This window comes from Paenibacillus sp. F4 (assembly GCF_002894905.1).
Classification (GTDB): Bacteria; Bacillota; Bacilli; order Paenibacillales; family Paenibacillaceae; genus Paenibacillus; species Paenibacillus polymyxa_B.
The window spans coordinates 595,653-610,790 of sequence record NZ_POVS01000017.1 but is presented as its reverse complement, the minus strand read 5'-3'; the positions used below and the strand labels follow the sequence as shown (position 1 = coordinate 610,790).

Below are 15,138 nucleotides of genomic sequence, written 5' to 3'. Positions count from 1 at the left end.
TCAAAAGTACAGTAACTTAAATTAAAATTATTTAATTGTTATATTTTAATTCTTTTGTATTTTATAGGACTTTAGAATCGTTTTATTGTATTATTTTGACAACATTTGTCGAATGAAGTGAAATCCATAACTTTACATGGTATATTTTAGGAGATTGAATCATACATAAGGAGGATTTTTTTATGAAACTAAGAAAATATTATTATCAACAGCTATGTCTCTGGGACTTATTGGGAGCATTATCGTCCCTAGCGCGTCCGCATCTGTAGGCCCTTCTCCGGTAATTACGCCTGTCGTAGAAGTTAACGGAGTATACTACAGAACGGCTACGTTGCCACGTAATTATTCCTATGCGTTGTCAAATTACCCAGGGGATACTTATAAAGTGGCGAGCGGAAATGTCACCGTCTCCGCTTCCGGGGTGGTAACCACCACTACTGCAACGAATGCAAAAGTTGAGATTTACGGCGGTAACGGTAAATTGAGAATGGTATACACTGTTAAGGTATCTTAAGTTAAAAACGGTAAAAATAGCACTGTCCGTTTATTGGGACAGTGCTACTTTTATGGAACGAAAAGAACTCATATTAGCTTTTTTATCAGCGAAACCCTTTATTTGTTTTCATTGAACTCTATTAACCGACTCTTAAGAAGTTTTATTTAAATACTCCTCAAATTGCGTGCCAAATGCTCGAACGTCCTCTTTTCTAAACTTTCGTGAAATCAATAAAGATACCCCAAAAAATCTAAGTCTCCCTCACTCCAATCTATCTTTCCTACTTCTTTAATCATTATTCCATCAATTTTCTCAAAGCCTATTCCATTTGTAATATTTTTTTCATTATCAATTTTTAACCATTTAATTTTGTTCTTTACAGGCTTATATCCATTTCTTAAATACAAGTTCATATTATCAGCAAATAAAAGTATAAAATCAATATTTCCTGTAACGGAAACTTTTCAATTTCTAAAAGCAGTGCTGAAGCTATTCCCTGTGATCGGACATTTTTTGAAACACACAAATCAATTAAACCCAGTACTTTTATGGATTCTCCGTTTAGATTCATTATCCTATAATCTAATCCAACATGCCCTATAAGTTGATATTCATGGTTAAAAGCTAGAAGTCTAAAATGTGGAAGTTGCTTGAAATAAATTCTATCCTTAGGGTAGATTTCTGAAAAACTGTCGATTAATAATGCTTGTATACTGGCTGCTAACTCTTCACTTATGTCATGTTCAAAAACTTGATCTATTTTCAAAATACCACTCCCATCCTTGTGCCTACTGTAGCACTCTTCTACATTTAAGTGTGACAACTGTACGTGAATTACCGGAGTTGATCTAAACAAAATGAACCAACCTAGAAAAATATTCCTAGTTCTGATAGACTAATTTTGTGTTTTGAAAGTTAAATTGATAAGGAGCCATAAAAATGAAGAAATTTATATTAGTATTCTTCTCAGTAATCATTGTTTCTGCCTTCCTCCAATTTCCAACATTTGCTGCAGAAATCAATGCCAAAGAAATCCTTAAGAAAAAATATCCTCGGGAAATTGTAACACTGAGCAAATCTACGGATTTAAACGGAGATGGTAAAAAGGAATACTTCCTACTTACTGAAGCGGGTAATTTTTTTCTTGTTAATTCTAAAGGGGCAGTTGTATTAATTAACACAAATATAATAAGTGATGAATTTTTTGAACAGCCTACTATCCAGATTTATCAAGTATCTAAAAAAGAAAAGCACATAGCAATAACCTTTGAATATGGACCATCAAATACACAGTTTTATGCTTATCAATATAAAAACGGTACATTATTTAATAAACTTTCCATTATGGGCGATCAGGGAGTACAAGTTGATATAAAGGGAACCGTTAAACAATATTGGAAAAAGTACAGACCTGAGGGAGGATGGGATTTAGCTATAGCGACGTATTCATGGAGTGCTTCAAAGAATAAGTACCTCGGAGCAGGACAGCTGCCTTAGTTAATCATCTCTATTGAAAAGCTCACGTTTAAAGTCATCTAAGGAAATACACTGGGACTCACACCAGCTTTCAGTCAGTGGAGTCCTCTTTTAGATCTAAAAGTAAACTCACTAGTCCCTAATATTTTCTAAAGTAGCGCTTCCCATCTCCTGTAGGCATAATAACCTTCTGCTCCCTATCCCGTCATTCTACCCGCAATATAGACTCTTCCGCCCATACAATATAGTCAAATCAGGCATCGAAAAAAGACGATATAACGATCAGCAAAATGATTTCTGAAAGCTGTCCGTTATCAAAGGTATGATTGGGAAACCGATAAGTTATCGGAATGGCATACTGTTCCTGCTGGCGGCATTGTCATAATCGCCCCCTTATAAATGCTACTTCCCTCCATTTTCTCGCCCTCTATAAACAACAAAAAAACCCTTGCTACGCAAGGGATTTTGAGGAAATGGGCCCTGAGGGACTCGAACCCCCGACCAATCGGTTATGAGCCGACCGCTCTAACCAACTGAGCTAAGGGCCCTCAAAAAAATTTGTATATTCACGTTATACATTCATAACAGCAACGTTAATTAATATACAACATTTTCTTGTGTTTCGTCAATAGTCTTTCGAAAATTTTCTTTTATAAAATTATTTTTGTGGACTTACGGAATAAATCGGACACCATAACGACCTTTGCGCGAGCGGTACACCTCCACTGCGCGGGGATCATTGTAGCCATACATCCAGCCGTCGTGCTCCAACCTTTTTGCCAGACATCCTGCCTGAAATTTAGTCGTGTACAGTCTGCCATAGTAAATCCAATACATCCGAGCTCCCTCTTTTCACATGATGGTAGGAGTAGTGTAACCGGATCGAATTCGATTTACACGGCCTCAGCCATAACAATCTACAATGGTTAGCAACGAGTACGAATCGTTCTAATCATTAGCTCTGTTGGCCCCTATAGCTCATCTTATTTTCCAAAGGAAGCCGGGTCCTGACGCCAAGAACGCAGTAGTTCCATCTCTTCTTCCTGAATGGTTCCTTCACGCAAGGCAACATTCATCAGGGCTGTATAATTGGACAAGCTATGCAGCTCCACACCTGCTTCTTCAAAAGCTTGAGTCGCTTTGTCTAGCTGGTAGCTGAAAATAGCTAGTACCGCTAACGGCTGAGCGCCTGCTTGTGCTACAGCCTGCGCTGCTTTAATGGAACTGCCTCCTGTAGAAATGAGATCCTCGATGATCATAACCTTTTGTCCTGCGCTGATGCGGCCTTCAATTTGGTTCTCTTTCCCATGTCCTTTGGCTTTGTCCCTTACATAGGCCATTGGCAGATTTAGCTTTTGCGCCACCCAGGCCGCATGAGGAATCCCTGCTGTAGCTGTCCCTGCAATGACTTCGGTTTCGGGATATTGCTCACGAATGAGGGCTGCAAATGAGGCTGCGATCAGCTCGCGCACCTCCGGGTAGGACATGGTCAGGCGATTGTCGCAGTAAATTGGCGATTTAATGCCGGATGTCCATGTAAAAGGCTGTTGTGGGCGCAATGCCACCGCCTGAATACGTAACAGATGGGATGCGATTTGCTCGGGGATACTATTGAATGTGGTCATACTTGTATCATCTCCTCAATAATGTGTTCCGCTGCGGCACGTGGGTCTGCTGCTGCGGTGATAGGACGTCCAACAACAATGTAGCTGCTGCCTTGGGCAATGGCTTGCCCAGGTGTAAGCACACGCGACTGATCGCCTGCAGCACTACCTGTCGGGCGTATGCCAGGAGTTATCGTCTTAAATTCTGATCCACATACAGCACGAATGGCAGGCACTTCCAAAGGAGAAGCTACCACACCATCCAGTCCCGCCTCACGGGTCAATTGTGCGTAGCGAACGACTGCATCCTGTACCGTACCAGGAATACCCAACTCCTTATTCATGGTCGTCTGATCCGTGCTGGTCAGCTGTGTGACTGCAATAATGAGCGGCATGGAAAGCGAACTGTCTGCGGAAATAGCTGCTTCTGCACCAGCTTTAGCGGCTGACATCATACTGCTGCCCCCAGCGGCATGTACGTTGAACATATCCACACCTAGGCGGGTAATGCTCTCTGCCCCTCCCCGCACCGTGTTAGGGATATCATGCATTTTCAAATCCAGAAATACGGAGTATCCTCTGGACTTTAGCTGTTCTACAAAAGCTGGCCCTGCACTATAAAACAGTTGCATACCTACTTTTATATAACAGGGAATCCCCTCTAGCTGCCGAATTAACTGCTCAGCCTGCTGTGCATTGGGATAATCTAACGCAACCATCAGCCGTCCTGCCATCTGATGAAATGCTCCATTCACCGTTCTACATCCCCTTTTTACGTCAATTCGGGTACATTTGCCCGTGATAAAGGACATCCGTCAGCCGAAGCTGATGAATGTCCTTCCCTGTGCTACTTATTTCCTCACATCTATTCGTAACGCATTAGTTGCTCAGGACCGGCATGGATTCGGATGTGAAATTGATCGTTTCCAGCATTCTTAGCAAAGCGCGTACTGTATCCAGTGAGGTCATGCAGACGATGCCATTCTCAACCGCTTCGCGGCGGATACGGAATCCATCACGTTCTGGCGTTTTGCCTTTGGTCAGCGTATTGAAGACAAAGTTGGCTTCACCCGTACGGATCATATCCAGGATATTCGGGTTCCCTTCGCTCAGCTTGTTGATCGTGTTCACTGGAATGTTGGCTTGCTCCATAGCAGCCGCTGTTCCACCTGTTGCAATAATTTTATAGCCCAGTCTGTAAAAGCCCTGCATCAACTCGACAGCTTCTTCTTTGTCCTTATCTGCCACTGTAATGATGATCGCTCCAGTGGATGGGATTTTCATGCCAGCCCCCACAAGTCCTTTGTACAGTGCTTTGGCATACTGAATATCGCGTCCCATGACTTCACCTGTCGATTTCATTTCCGGGCCCAGTGTCGGCTCTACACGGCGCAGTTTGGCAAAGGAGAATACCGGAACCTTAACCGAGACATAATTACTTTCAGGCCAAAGACCTTCTGAATAACCTGCATCTTTAAGCTTACCGCCCAAAATAGCCTGAGTGGCCAGATTCGCCATCGGGATATTCGTTACTTTACTCAAGAAAGGAACTGTCCGCGAGGAGCGAGGATTAACCTCGATCACGTACACCTCGTCTTGATGAATAACAAACTGGATATTTACCAGGCCGATCGTTTTCAATTCCTTGGCGATGCTGATTGTGATTTCCACAATTTTTTGTTTCAGCTCGGCAGACAAGTGCTGTGGTGGATACACTGCGATAGAGTCACCTGAGTGAACCCCGGCCCGTTCTACATGCTCCATAATGCCTGGTACCAATACTGTCTCGCCGTCGCAGATGGCGTCGACCTCAACTTCTTTACCCAGCATATAACGGTCGATGAGCACTGGATGCTCTGGATTGATTTTAACCGCTTCTTCCATGTACCGCAGCAGTTCCGTATCGGAGTACACGATTTCCATAGCGCGCCCGCCCAGAACGTAGGATGGACGTACCAGGACCGGATAGCCTAGCGCCTGTGCGGTTCCTACTGCTTCATCTACCGATGTGACCGTGTTGCCTTTAGGCTGTGCGATAGCCAGACGAGACAAAAGTTGCTCGAACTTTTTCCGGTCTTCCGCTTCATCGATACTTTCCAGACTCGTGCCCAAAATATTCACGCCTGCCGCACTCAGCGGAGCTGCGAGATTAATGGCCGTTTGACCACCGAACTGGACGATAACCCCAATCGGTTTTTCCTGCTCGATGACATTCATTACATCTTCGAAGAAGAGCGGTTCAAAGTAGAGGCGGTCGGATGTGTTAAAGTCCGTAGATACCGTCTCCGGGTTGTTATTGATAATCACTGCTTCGTAGCCCGCTTTTTGAATAGCCCATACCGCATGTACGGTGGAGTAATCAAATTCAATCCCTTGCCCGATCCGAATCGGTCCGGAGCCGAGTACGATAACTTTCTCTTTGCTAGATGGAATCACTTCATTTTCCACCTCGTAAGAGGAGTAGTAGTACGGAGTTGTGGCTTCAAACTCGGCTGCGCATGTGTCTACCATTTTGTAGACCGGACGCAGGTTTTGAGCTAGACGGAATTCACGTACCTCACGCTCGGTTGTCATACTGTCGTTTTGGCCCATACTGCGAATCTCGGCGATAGAGCGGTCGGTAAAGCCTTTACGTTTGGCCTGATAGAGTGTTTCGTAGGTCAGCTCAGACTCTCCAGCGATGATGGCTTCGAACTTGACGATTCCCTCTACCTTATCGAGGAACCACCAGTCGATTTTCGACAAATCCTGAATTTCCTGCTGCTTCCAACCGCGACGGAATGCTTCAGCTACCAAGAACAAACGCTCATCATCTGCTTTAATCAGGCGATCCTTGAGCACGTCATCAGACAGCTGATCGGCTCCCTTAAGATGCAGACGGTGTACGCCAATTTCCAAAGACCGTACCGCTTTATGGATGGACTCTTCGAATGTGCGTCCGATGGCCATGACTTCACCCGTTGCTTTCATTTGCGTACCCAGCTTACGGTTGGCAGAAATGAATTTATCAAATGGCCAGCGTGGTATTTTGCTCACGATGTAATCCAGTGTTGGCTCAAAGCAAGCATACGTTTGTCCCGTTACCGGGTTCACAATTTCATCCAGCGTGTAGCCCAGTGCAATTTTGGCAGCCATTTTAGCAATCGGATATCCGGTTGCCTTGGAAGCCAGCGCCGAGGAGCGGCTTACGCGCGGGTTTACTTCAATTACATAGTATTGATAGCTGTGCGGATCAAGCGCAAACTGTACATTACAGCCGCCTTCGATATTGAGGGCGCGGATAATTTTCAAAGAAGCGGAGCGCAGCATCTGGTATTCGCGATCGGACAGCGTCTGACTCGGAGCTACGACGATACTGTCGCCAGTATGCACGCCGACTGGATCAAAGTTCTCCATATTACAGACAACGATGCAGTTATCATTGCCGTCACGCATGACCTCATACTCGACTTCCTTCATACCTGCGATACTTTTTTCCACCAAACATTGTCCGATTGGACTGTATCTCAAGCCAGAGCTGACGGTTTCACGCAGTTCTTCTTCTGTGGAGCAGATACCACCGCCTGTTCCCCCTAGCGTATAAGCCGGGCGAACGATAATTGGATAACCGATTTCGTTAGCAAATTCTAACGATTCTTCCAAGGTTGTTACAATGACACTTTCCGGTACAGGCTGTTCCAACTCGCGCATCAAATCACGGAACAGATCACGATCTTCGGCTTTTTCTATCGAATTCAGTTGAGTTCCCAGCAGCTTGACGTTTTCACGCTCCAGCACTCCCGCGCGAGCCAGTTCCACTGCCATATTCAGACCTGTCTGTCCTCCCAGCGTAGGAAGCAGACCATCTGGACGCTCTTGACGGATAATCTGTGTTACAAAATCAAGTGTAATCGGCTCGATGTATACTTTGTCTGCCATGTTGGTGTCTGTCATGATGGTTGCCGGATTACTGTTGATCAGTACTACCTCGACGCCTTCTTCTTTGAGCGCTTGACAAGCTTGTGTACCAGCGTAATCAAATTCCGCTGCCTGACCAATGACGATAGGACCGGAACCGATCACAAGTATTTTTTTAAGTTCTGTATTTTTCGGCATATTAGCGCTCTCCTCTCACTGCGGCGGCGATAGCAGCCTGACGCGGTTGCTTTGGATGATTTCTTTTGTGCTCACGGATCATGTTCAGAAAGCGGTCAAACAGGTAGCCATTATCGTAAGGTCCTGGTGCAGCCTCTGGATGATATTGCACCGAAAACGCGGGATACTTTGTATGTTTAAGACCTTCTATCGTTTTATCGTTGTTATTAATATGCGTCACTTCAAGCTCAGTTCCTTGAATCGAATCCTCATTCACCGTGTAGCCGTGATTTTGTGATGTGATAAAGCAGCGTCCGCTCTCCAGTTCTTTCACCGGATGGTTACCACCGCGATGTCCGAATTTCAGCTTTTCCGTATCCGCTCCCGAAGCTAAAGCGAACAACTGGTGTCCCAAGCAAATTCCGAAAATCGGATATTCCCCTAACAGTTCAGCTACCGTACGAACGGCATGGGGTACGTCTTTTGGATCTCCAGGGCCGTTAGACAGCTGGATACCGTCCGGGTCCAAGCGGCGAATTTCCTCAGCCGTCGTATCATGTGGAACGACAACTACATCGCAATCCCGTTTATTCAGTTCGCGCAAAATGCCACTTTTTGCACCGTAGTCAATCAACACGATCCGCTCTCCGTTGCCAGGACTGCTGTACGGATGAGGTGTGGAAGTCATAGGAACCTGATTGCGCAGTTCTTCAATGGTCAAGTCAGACATCATTTCTTTCAGTTCTTCCAGCGGCTGGGAACCAGTCGTCAAAATGCCCTTCATCGTGCCGTGATGGCGAATAATCCGGGTAAGCATGCGGGTGTCGATGTCGCTAATGCCAATGATGCCATATTCCTTCAGCAAATCGCCCACGCTGTATTGAGCACGCCAGTTACTTGGCGCCGGCTCGTAATGTCGAACAGCAAAGCCATGGACATAAGGCCGTACCGATTCAAAGTCATCCCGAGTAATTCCGTAATTGCCAATCAGCGGGTAAGTCATCGTTACGATTTGTCCGCAGTAAGAGGGATCAGTCAGCACCTCTTGATAGCCTGTAATCCCTGTGTTGAAAACGACCTCGCCTGTTTTTTCACCTTCCGCACCAAATGATGTGCCTGTAAACAGCGTGCCGTCCTGAAGTAACAATCTTGCCTGCATCCCGTCTCACTCCTCTATATTGTTTCCTGCTATTAGGTTCTATTTTTTTAGTGGTTTCTATTTATTTTGCTTCGTCAGCAGACCATACCAGTTTGCCGTCTACCCAAGTTTTCACGGGCCAGCCTTTGAGCTTCCAGCCTGTAAAAGGAGTGTTGCGTCCTTTGCTGGCAAACGTTTGCGGATCAACTGCCTGCTCCTGCTCCAGATCAATCATGGTCAGGTCAGCTGGAGCTCCTTCTTCCAGGCGTCCCGTATCAAGGCGGAAGACACGCGCTGGATCAGCAGTCATACGACGCACCAGAAAGTCCAGCGTCCACTGTCCGGTAGCTACGAATTTCGTGTACAACAGCGGGAAGGCCGTCTCAAATCCAACGATCCCAAATGGCGCCAGCTCCATCCCTCTTGCCTTCTCTTCCTCACTGTGCGCTGCATGGTCGGTTACGACGATGTCAATCGTACCGTCTTCCAGTCCCTCGATGCATGCCTGCACATCACGTGGGGAGCGTAGCGGAGGATTCATTTTCCAGTTCGCATCCAGCCCAGGGATGTCCTCATCTGACAATACCAAGTGGTGCGGGCATACCTCAGCCGTTACCTTGATGCCAAAAGATTTCGCGTGGCGGATTAACCGCACTGACTGCTCCGTGCTGACATGGCATACATGATAGTGTGCCCCGGTTGCCTCGGATAACAAAATGTCTCGTCCGACATGAATGGCTTCGGATTCGTTCGGAATGCCTTTAAGTCCGTGGCGCTTGGCAAATTCGCCGTCCGTCACTGCCGCTCCTTCAACAAGCGTGTTATCTTCACAGTGTGCAATAACCGGCATATCCAGTGCCTTGGCCCGCGCCATAGCGTCCTTCATCATTTGCGCGCTTTGCACCCCGACACCATCGTCAGTAAAGCCGATTGTACCTGCTGCTTTGAGCGCTTCAAAATCTGTCAGCTCACGACCCAGTTCGTTTTTCGTAATGGCTGCGTAAGGAAGAACCTTGGCAAGCCCGGCTTCCTGTCCCTTTTTCAATACCAGCTGGACTGTGTCCACATTGTCAGTCACTGGACGTGTGTTTGGCATGCAGGCAATCGTCGTAAATCCGCCTTTCACCGCCGCGCGGCTGCCCGTTTCAATCGTTTCTTTATATTCAAAGCCAGGTTCTCTCAGATGCACATGCATGTCGATTAAACCGGGGATGACCAGTTTTCCCTGGGCGTCAATTTTTTCAACTTCGCGCTCCTGCTCAGATGCCCCTTCTTCTATAAGTAGGCTGACTCCAGCATCTGCATTTGCGATAGCCAAAATTTTTCCGTCGGCGATTAGGATGGATTTCAATTCAGCCTCGCCCTGCTCGTTCAATACGCTTGCATTCATTATTAATTGTTTCATCTGAAATATTCCTCCGCTCAGTTTTCTGCAACTTTTTCCTACGATCCTACTGACAGCTTCTACAGCTTCATTGCCCGTTCCATAACCGCCATGCGGATCGGAACCCCGTTTGCCATTTGCGGAAAAATTCGTGATTGTTCGCTTTCCACAACTGCACTATCAATTTCCACATCCCGATTCACTGGAGCTGGATGCATGATAATTGTTCCGGGCTTCAGGTTCGCTGCTCTTTTCTCTGTCAAACCGTACTGCTCTCGGTACTCATCCGCTGAGCGCAACATCCCTTCGGCATGCCGTTCCAGCTGTACCCGAAGCATCATGACCACGTCCGCCTGTAGTGCCTCTTGCATCGAAACATAAGGCGCGTACGCCGCAAGATCAGGTGCTTGCATATTTTCAGGAGCGCAGAAGCTAACCTTGGCTCCGAACTTTTGCAAGGCCCATAGATTCGAGCGAGCGACACGGCTGTGCAGAATGTCTCCTATAATGGATACTCTCAAGCCTTTAAGCTCACCGAAAGTTTTGCGCATGGTGTACAGGTCCAGCAGAGCCTGTGTTGGATGCTCATTGTTGCCGTCCCCTGCATTAACCAGTGGAACATTGACCTTCTCAGCGAGCTCTTGCAGCACCCCGGCTGGCTTTAACCGGATGACTCCTGCATCAATGCCCATGGATTCGAGCGTACGTACTGTATCGTAAATAGACTCCCCTTTTTCCACACTGGAAGCCGCAGCGGAAAAGTTCAAAACCTGAGCGCCCAGCCGCTTCTCTGCCATTTCAAAAGAAAAGCGGGTGCGAGTGCTGTTTTCAAAAAACATGTTGGCCGCAAAGCGTGATTGCAGTACTGGAACCAGTTTTTCTGGTTGAGATTCCCAATAATGAGCGCGATCCAGAATGGACTCGATTTCATTTCGGCTAAGTTCCTTTAACCCGAGCAGGCTACGTTCTTTAAGTTGACTGGCTGTTGTGATCATAGCTGTTCCCCCCGGTTCTGAATGATTGTCACTTCGTCCTTACCGTCCGTCTCTTGAAGGGCTACTACGATTTCCTCAGATTTGGAGGTCGGGATGTTCTTGCCGATGTAATCTGGACGAATCGGAAGCTCACGGTGTCCGCGATCCGCTAGCACTGCCAGCTGAATCATTTGCGGTCGTCCGCAGTGCATCAATGCATCCATCGCCGCGCGGATGGTGCGGCCTGTGTACAGCACATCGTCAAAGAGAATGACTTTCTTATCATGAACCGATACGTCAGCAGGATTCATCAAAAGCTCTTTTCCATTTCCTTTAGCTTCGGCTACGCTACTCCGGTCATCCCGGTAGGCTGTGACATCCAGCTCTCCCCATGGAATTGGTGCGCCTTCAATCTCAGCAATTTTTTCAGCCAAGCGCTGCGCCAGATGAACTCCTCGTGTTCGAATACCTACTAGCACACAATCGTCAATACCTTTGTTTTTCTCTAAAATTTCATGTGCAATCCGTGTCAATGCCCGACGAATCGCAATTTCATCCATCAGTACATGTGTTTCATTACTCATGCTTCCAGCCTCCTCAGGTGATATTCCCTTCAGACCTGGTCCCGTGTTCGGATACAAAAAAGACTCCTTGCCCAAGTTTGGCAAGGAGTCTCGTGTGAACAGTTTTCTACTGTTCTCCGATCTCTCGGACACACTGAAGACATACCGCCGCAGCGGATGCACTGATCAGTGATCCATTCACGTTACCTTGCCAGCCTCACGGGACTGATTTAAAGGTGCTATTCAGGATTTCCTTTGTCCTGCTTCTCATAGTGTGAGATGGTTAGCCATCTCTTGGACAAAGTTCATCGCAACTACAAGAAGTATGACAGATTGAAAATCGTGTGTCAACACCCGTTCAACCGGAACCACCGGAAGCACTCTAATAATTATACAACTTCATTGTATAATTATCCATAGTTGTTTTTACCCATACCTTATCCCACAATAAAAAAACCGCCATTTAGGCGGTTTTACATAATAATTTATTCAGGTTTGTGAATAGGAATGCAAATTGTCATTGTTTTAGCGACTACGCAAGGATGCTAGCACATCCTCCATATCAGGAGGGATTGGTCTGTTGAATTCCATGTACTCTCCAGTGGAGGGATGCTTAAAGCCCAGTACCGCCGCATGCAGCGCCTGACCATCCATACGAACCCCTTTGCTGCGCCCATACATAGGGTCGCCAACCAATGGGTGTCCAATAAATTTCATGTGAACACGAATTTGATGTGTGCGCCCTGTCTCCAATTGAAGTTCAAGCAGGGTATAATCCCCCAACCGTTCAATGACGAGAAAATGGGTGACTGCGTGCTTGCTGTTACGTTCCGTCACTGTGAACAATTTGCGATCACCGGAATCGCGGCCAATCGGAGCATCTACCGTTCCCTGATCGTGGCTCAAATGACCGTGAACTAAGGCTATATATTTCCGAGTTACACTATGGTCCTTAAGCTGTGCTGCAAGTGACGCGTGAGCCTGATCATTTTTAGCCGCCATCAGCAGTCCTGATGTATCCTTATCAATACGGTGAACAATACCAGGACGTAATTCCCCGTTGATGCCGGAAAGATCGTGACAGTGGTACATCAGTGCGTTAACCAATGTTCCCGAAGAGTGTCCCGGTGCAGGATGCACGACCAGACCACGTTGCTTGTTAATAACAATAACGTCCGAGTCCTCGTAAACGACATCCAACGGAATATTTTCCGGTACAATATCTACACTTTCTGGCTCCGGTACCGATAATACAATACGATCTCCTTCAGCCAGCTTGTAGTTCGCCTTGATCGCCGTACCGTTCACCAGCACGCGACCATTTCCGATCCACATCTGTATCTGAGAACGTGACACTTCCTTCATTTCTTCGGCGATATATTTGTCTATACGCGTTTTGGCATCCCCGGAATCGGCCGTCCATTCCAGAGATTCACCCTCTAGTTCGTCCTCATAAGACAGACCTGCGGCTTCGCCGTTTTCATTCACTTCGCTCATGCTATGACTTCCCTTCAATGCTATCATTGCCATTGCCATTTCCCTTTTCCCGACGCGATTCCAGCAATGTATCCAAAATAATCAGTGCTACACCGATGACAATCGCCGAATCTGCCACATTAAAAATGGGGAACGTATAGCTTCCAAAATTAAATTGTGCAAAATCAACTACTTCCCCTGAAATAGCTCGATCCAAAAAGTTACCGACTGCTCCCCCAAGCACCAAACTTAGCGCAACAGGAAGTAGCTTTTGTCCAGCCTTGACTGTTTTTCGCAGGTACCAGACGATACCGATCACCACTACAATTGTAATCACGATAAAAAGCCAACGTTGACCTTCCAAAATCCCAAAAGCGGCTCCACGATTACGATGGGATGTGATTAAAAAGAAATCGCCGATGACTGGTATTTGCTCGTACAATTCCATCCGCGTAGCCACCAAATATTTGACTCCCTGATCAATCAAAAAAATAATTAGCGCAATACCAAAATAAATCACTGTCCTTCGTCACTCCGATCCGCTTATATCCGTTGTTGAACCCATTTATTGTAGCATAAGCGTTCTCAGATCGTCCACGAAACCCGCAAGCTATCAAGCTCAGATCATCCATAAAATGAACTCCTTCGCATTTGATTAGAATTTCCTATGTAAAAGAGGTCTTCCCGGTGCAAACTACATGGAGCATACTCAACACAACGCATGCGCATGTAAACCTAGAACAAGGAGAGGATTCCATGTCCCCATTGACGGAGCAACAATTGCAGGGCTTGCGTAACGAACTGCTGGAACGCAAAAAAGAAATTGAGCATCGTTTGCAAGACAACGACCATTACGGACTCGGCGATTCCCAACGCGACCAAACCGGCGAGCTTTCTCCTATTGATAACCACCCAGGAGATCTGGCTACCGAAACCTACGAGCGAGCCAAGGATATTTCCTTACTGGAGCACGACGAATTCCAATTAGAACGCATCGAATCAGCTCTGATGGCCATGGAAAAAGGGACGTATGGCATTTGTGCCGCCAGCGGTAAACCCATTCCCTATGAGCGCCTGCTGGCTGTTCCCTATACCATTTACTGTAAAGAGTACAGTCCCGAAACAGAAGTGTCTAACCGCCGCCCGGTGGAGGAAGAATTTCTCGCTCCCTCGTTCGGCAGAACGAGTCTGGATGAGCGTGATGATCAAAACGGCTTCGACGGTGAAGATGCCTGGCAGATCGTCGAAAATTGGGGTACCTCAAACACACCAGCTATGGCCGAAAGTGGAGAAATCCACAGTTATGATGATATGGAAATTGAAGCAGGCGATGATAATATGGGCTTCGTAGAGCCATACGAAAGCTTTATTGCTACTGACATTTATGGACAAAATGTATCTGTTATTCGCAGCTCCATTTATCAGCGTTATATCGAAGATGGCGAGGGCGAAGGTCTACTGGAGCCGGATACGCACGAAGACGAATCGTGAACTTCAAGGTGGAAATCGCTTCCTAATAGGTAGTAAGCTCCAATTGTCGTTGTACGATCCGTACAATATCAGCGATATAATCACCGATAATCGGCAAATTCAACGCTCCGAGCACTTGCAGCACATAAATAATGGTAGCGGCAAAAAAAGTAAAACCTAGCGCGATGCCGATTCCCCGGGAAACGCCTGATATTAGATTTAGCCAGAGCAATCGCCAAGGCTTATTCAGCAGTAAAGCATAATCTGCAATACGTGTCCGTTCCATCTGCTCTGACACAGCACGTATCAGCTTTTCAACACGACTTAATTGCTCTGCCTGATTACCTGTTTTGCTTTTATCTGCGGCTATGGCAGCCCCTTCTCCGTTGCCCCCTCGGAGACTCCTTCCCTGTCTACGTCTTGATCGTGCCGTCATATGCACAATCCCCCTTTTCCCATGGCTGCCCTGAACGCAGCAAACGA

15 protein-coding genes and 1 tRNA gene are annotated in these 15,138 nt (G+C 46.6%); 3 read left to right on the top strand and 13 right to left on the bottom strand.

Annotation, left to right across the window (positions count from 1 at the left end):
* The first annotated feature begins 385 nt into the window (after positions 1-385).
* Entirely contained in the window at positions 386-514 is a 129-nt protein-coding gene (locus C1T21_RS28175; RefSeq protein ID WP_258012585.1) for a hypothetical protein, read from the top strand.
* 391 nt (positions 515-905) lie between these two features.
* On the opposite strand, the gene C1T21_RS21440 is transcribed toward C1T21_RS28175, so the two are convergent.
* Positions 906-1,262, bottom strand: a complete 357-nt coding sequence (locus C1T21_RS21440) for a GNAT family N-acetyltransferase (RefSeq protein ID WP_258012584.1) — start codon at positions 1,260-1,262, stop codon at positions 906-908.
* A 173-nt stretch (positions 1,263-1,435) separates the two neighbouring features.
* On the opposite strand from C1T21_RS21440, the gene C1T21_RS21435 reads away from it, so the two are divergent.
* Positions 1,436-1,993, top strand: coding sequence for a hypothetical protein (locus C1T21_RS21435; protein ID WP_103049660.1), 558 nt, complete (start codon positions 1,436-1,438; stop codon positions 1,991-1,993).
* A gap of 453 nt (positions 1,994-2,446) precedes the next feature.
* Here C1T21_RS21435 and C1T21_RS21425 read toward each other — a convergent pair.
* The 11 genes from C1T21_RS21425 to lspA form a co-directional block, all read right to left on the bottom strand.
* Positions 2,447-2,520: transfer RNA gene (locus C1T21_RS21425), tRNA-Ile, on the bottom strand.
* 124 nt (positions 2,521-2,644) lie between these two features.
* Entirely contained in the window at positions 2,645-2,809 is a 165-nt protein-coding gene (locus C1T21_RS27450; protein ID WP_014282411.1) for a hypothetical protein, read from the bottom strand.
* 146 nt (positions 2,810-2,955) lie between these two features.
* Entirely contained in the window at positions 2,956-3,597 is a 642-nt protein-coding gene (pyrE, locus tag C1T21_RS21420) for an orotate phosphoribosyltransferase (protein WP_103049659.1), read from the bottom strand.
* Positions 3,594-4,388 (bottom strand): orotidine-5'-phosphate decarboxylase, encoded by a 795-nt coding sequence (gene pyrF / locus C1T21_RS21415; RefSeq protein WP_103049658.1) that lies wholly within the window; start codon positions 4,386-4,388, stop codon positions 3,594-3,596. Before pyrF ends, pyrE begins: the two co-directional genes overlap by 4 nt.
* Before the next feature lie 67 nt (positions 4,389-4,455).
* Positions 4,456-7,671: a carbamoyl-phosphate synthase large subunit gene (carB, locus tag C1T21_RS21410; protein WP_103049657.1), complete on the bottom strand. Its 3,216-nt coding sequence runs from the start codon at positions 7,669-7,671 to the stop codon at positions 4,456-4,458.
* A gap of 1 nt (position 7,672) precedes the next feature.
* Positions 7,673-8,809 carry a glutamine-hydrolyzing carbamoyl-phosphate synthase small subunit gene (gene carA, locus C1T21_RS21405; RefSeq protein ID WP_103049656.1) on the bottom strand — a complete coding sequence of 379 codons (1,137 nt, stop codon included), beginning with the start codon at positions 8,807-8,809 and terminating at the stop codon, positions 7,673-7,675.
* Between the two features lie 61 nt (positions 8,810-8,870).
* Entirely contained in the window at positions 8,871-10,193 is a 1,323-nt protein-coding gene (locus tag C1T21_RS21400; protein ID WP_103049655.1) for a dihydroorotase, read from the bottom strand.
* A 59-nt stretch (positions 10,194-10,252) separates the two neighbouring features.
* The gene (locus C1T21_RS21395) at positions 10,253-11,167 is read right to left on the bottom strand and encodes an aspartate carbamoyltransferase catalytic subunit (RefSeq protein ID WP_103049654.1); all 915 of its coding nucleotides are present in this window, start codon (positions 11,165-11,167) and stop codon (positions 10,253-10,255) included.
* The gene (gene pyrR / locus C1T21_RS21390) at positions 11,164-11,730 is read right to left on the bottom strand and encodes a bifunctional pyr operon transcriptional regulator/uracil phosphoribosyltransferase PyrR (protein ID WP_043882258.1); all 567 of its coding nucleotides are present in this window, start codon (positions 11,728-11,730) and stop codon (positions 11,164-11,166) included. Before pyrR ends, C1T21_RS21395 begins: the two co-directional genes overlap by 4 nt.
* A gap of 504 nt (positions 11,731-12,234) precedes the next feature.
* Positions 12,235-13,206 (bottom strand): RluA family pseudouridine synthase, encoded by a 972-nt coding sequence (locus C1T21_RS21385; protein WP_103049653.1) that lies wholly within the window; start codon positions 13,204-13,206, stop codon positions 12,235-12,237.
* 1 nt (position 13,207) lies between these two features.
* The gene (lspA, locus tag C1T21_RS21380; protein ID WP_103049652.1) at positions 13,208-13,705 is read right to left on the bottom strand and encodes a signal peptidase II; all 498 of its coding nucleotides are present in this window, start codon (positions 13,703-13,705) and stop codon (positions 13,208-13,210) included.
* 236 nt (positions 13,706-13,941) lie between these two features.
* On the opposite strand from lspA, the gene C1T21_RS21375 reads away from it, so the two are divergent.
* Positions 13,942-14,676 (top strand): TraR/DksA C4-type zinc finger protein, encoded by a 735-nt coding sequence (locus C1T21_RS21375; protein WP_043882260.1) that lies wholly within the window; start codon positions 13,942-13,944, stop codon positions 14,674-14,676.
* Between the two features lie 22 nt (positions 14,677-14,698).
* On the opposite strand, the gene C1T21_RS21370 is transcribed toward C1T21_RS21375, so the two are convergent.
* The gene (locus C1T21_RS21370) at positions 14,699-15,091 is read right to left on the bottom strand and encodes a DUF5665 domain-containing protein (RefSeq protein ID WP_103049651.1); all 393 of its coding nucleotides are present in this window, start codon (positions 15,089-15,091) and stop codon (positions 14,699-14,701) included.
* Positions 15,092-15,138: the final 47 nt, after the last annotated feature.

Coding starts and splice junctions, on each gene's coding strand:
- C1T21_RS21435 (WP_103049660.1), top strand. CDS start 1,436: ATGAAGAAATTTATATTAGTATTCTTCTCAGTAATCATTGTTTCTGCC.
- C1T21_RS27450 (WP_014282411.1), bottom strand. CDS start 2,809: ATGTATTGGATTTACTATGGCAGACTGTACACGACTAAATTTCAGGCA.
- pyrE (WP_103049659.1), bottom strand. CDS start 3,597: ATGACCACATTCAATAGTATCCCCGAGCAAATCGCATCCCATCTGTTA.
- pyrF (WP_103049658.1), bottom strand. CDS start 4,388: ATGTCCTTTATCACGGGCAAATGTACCCGAATTGACGTAAAAAGGGGA.
- carB (WP_103049657.1), bottom strand. CDS start 7,671: ATGCCGAAAAATACAGAACTTAAAAAAATACTTGTGATCGGTTCCGGT.
- carA (WP_103049656.1), bottom strand. CDS start 8,809: ATGCAGGCAAGATTGTTACTTCAGGACGGCACGCTGTTTACAGGCACA.
- C1T21_RS21400 (WP_103049655.1), bottom strand. CDS start 10,193: ATGAAACAATTAATAATGAATGCAAGCGTATTGAACGAGCAGGGCGAG.
- C1T21_RS21395 (WP_103049654.1), bottom strand. CDS start 11,167: ATGATCACAACAGCCAGTCAACTTAAAGAACGTAGCCTGCTCGGGTTA.
- pyrR (WP_043882258.1), bottom strand. CDS start 11,730: ATGAGTAATGAAACACATGTACTGATGGATGAAATTGCGATTCGTCGG.
- C1T21_RS21385 (WP_103049653.1), bottom strand. CDS start 13,206: ATGAGCGAAGTGAATGAAAACGGCGAAGCCGCAGGTCTGTCTTATGAG.
- C1T21_RS21375 (WP_043882260.1), top strand. CDS start 13,942: ATGTCCCCATTGACGGAGCAACAATTGCAGGGCTTGCGTAACGAACTG.
- C1T21_RS21370 (WP_103049651.1), bottom strand. CDS start 15,091: ATGACGGCACGATCAAGACGTAGACAGGGAAGGAGTCTCCGAGGGGGC.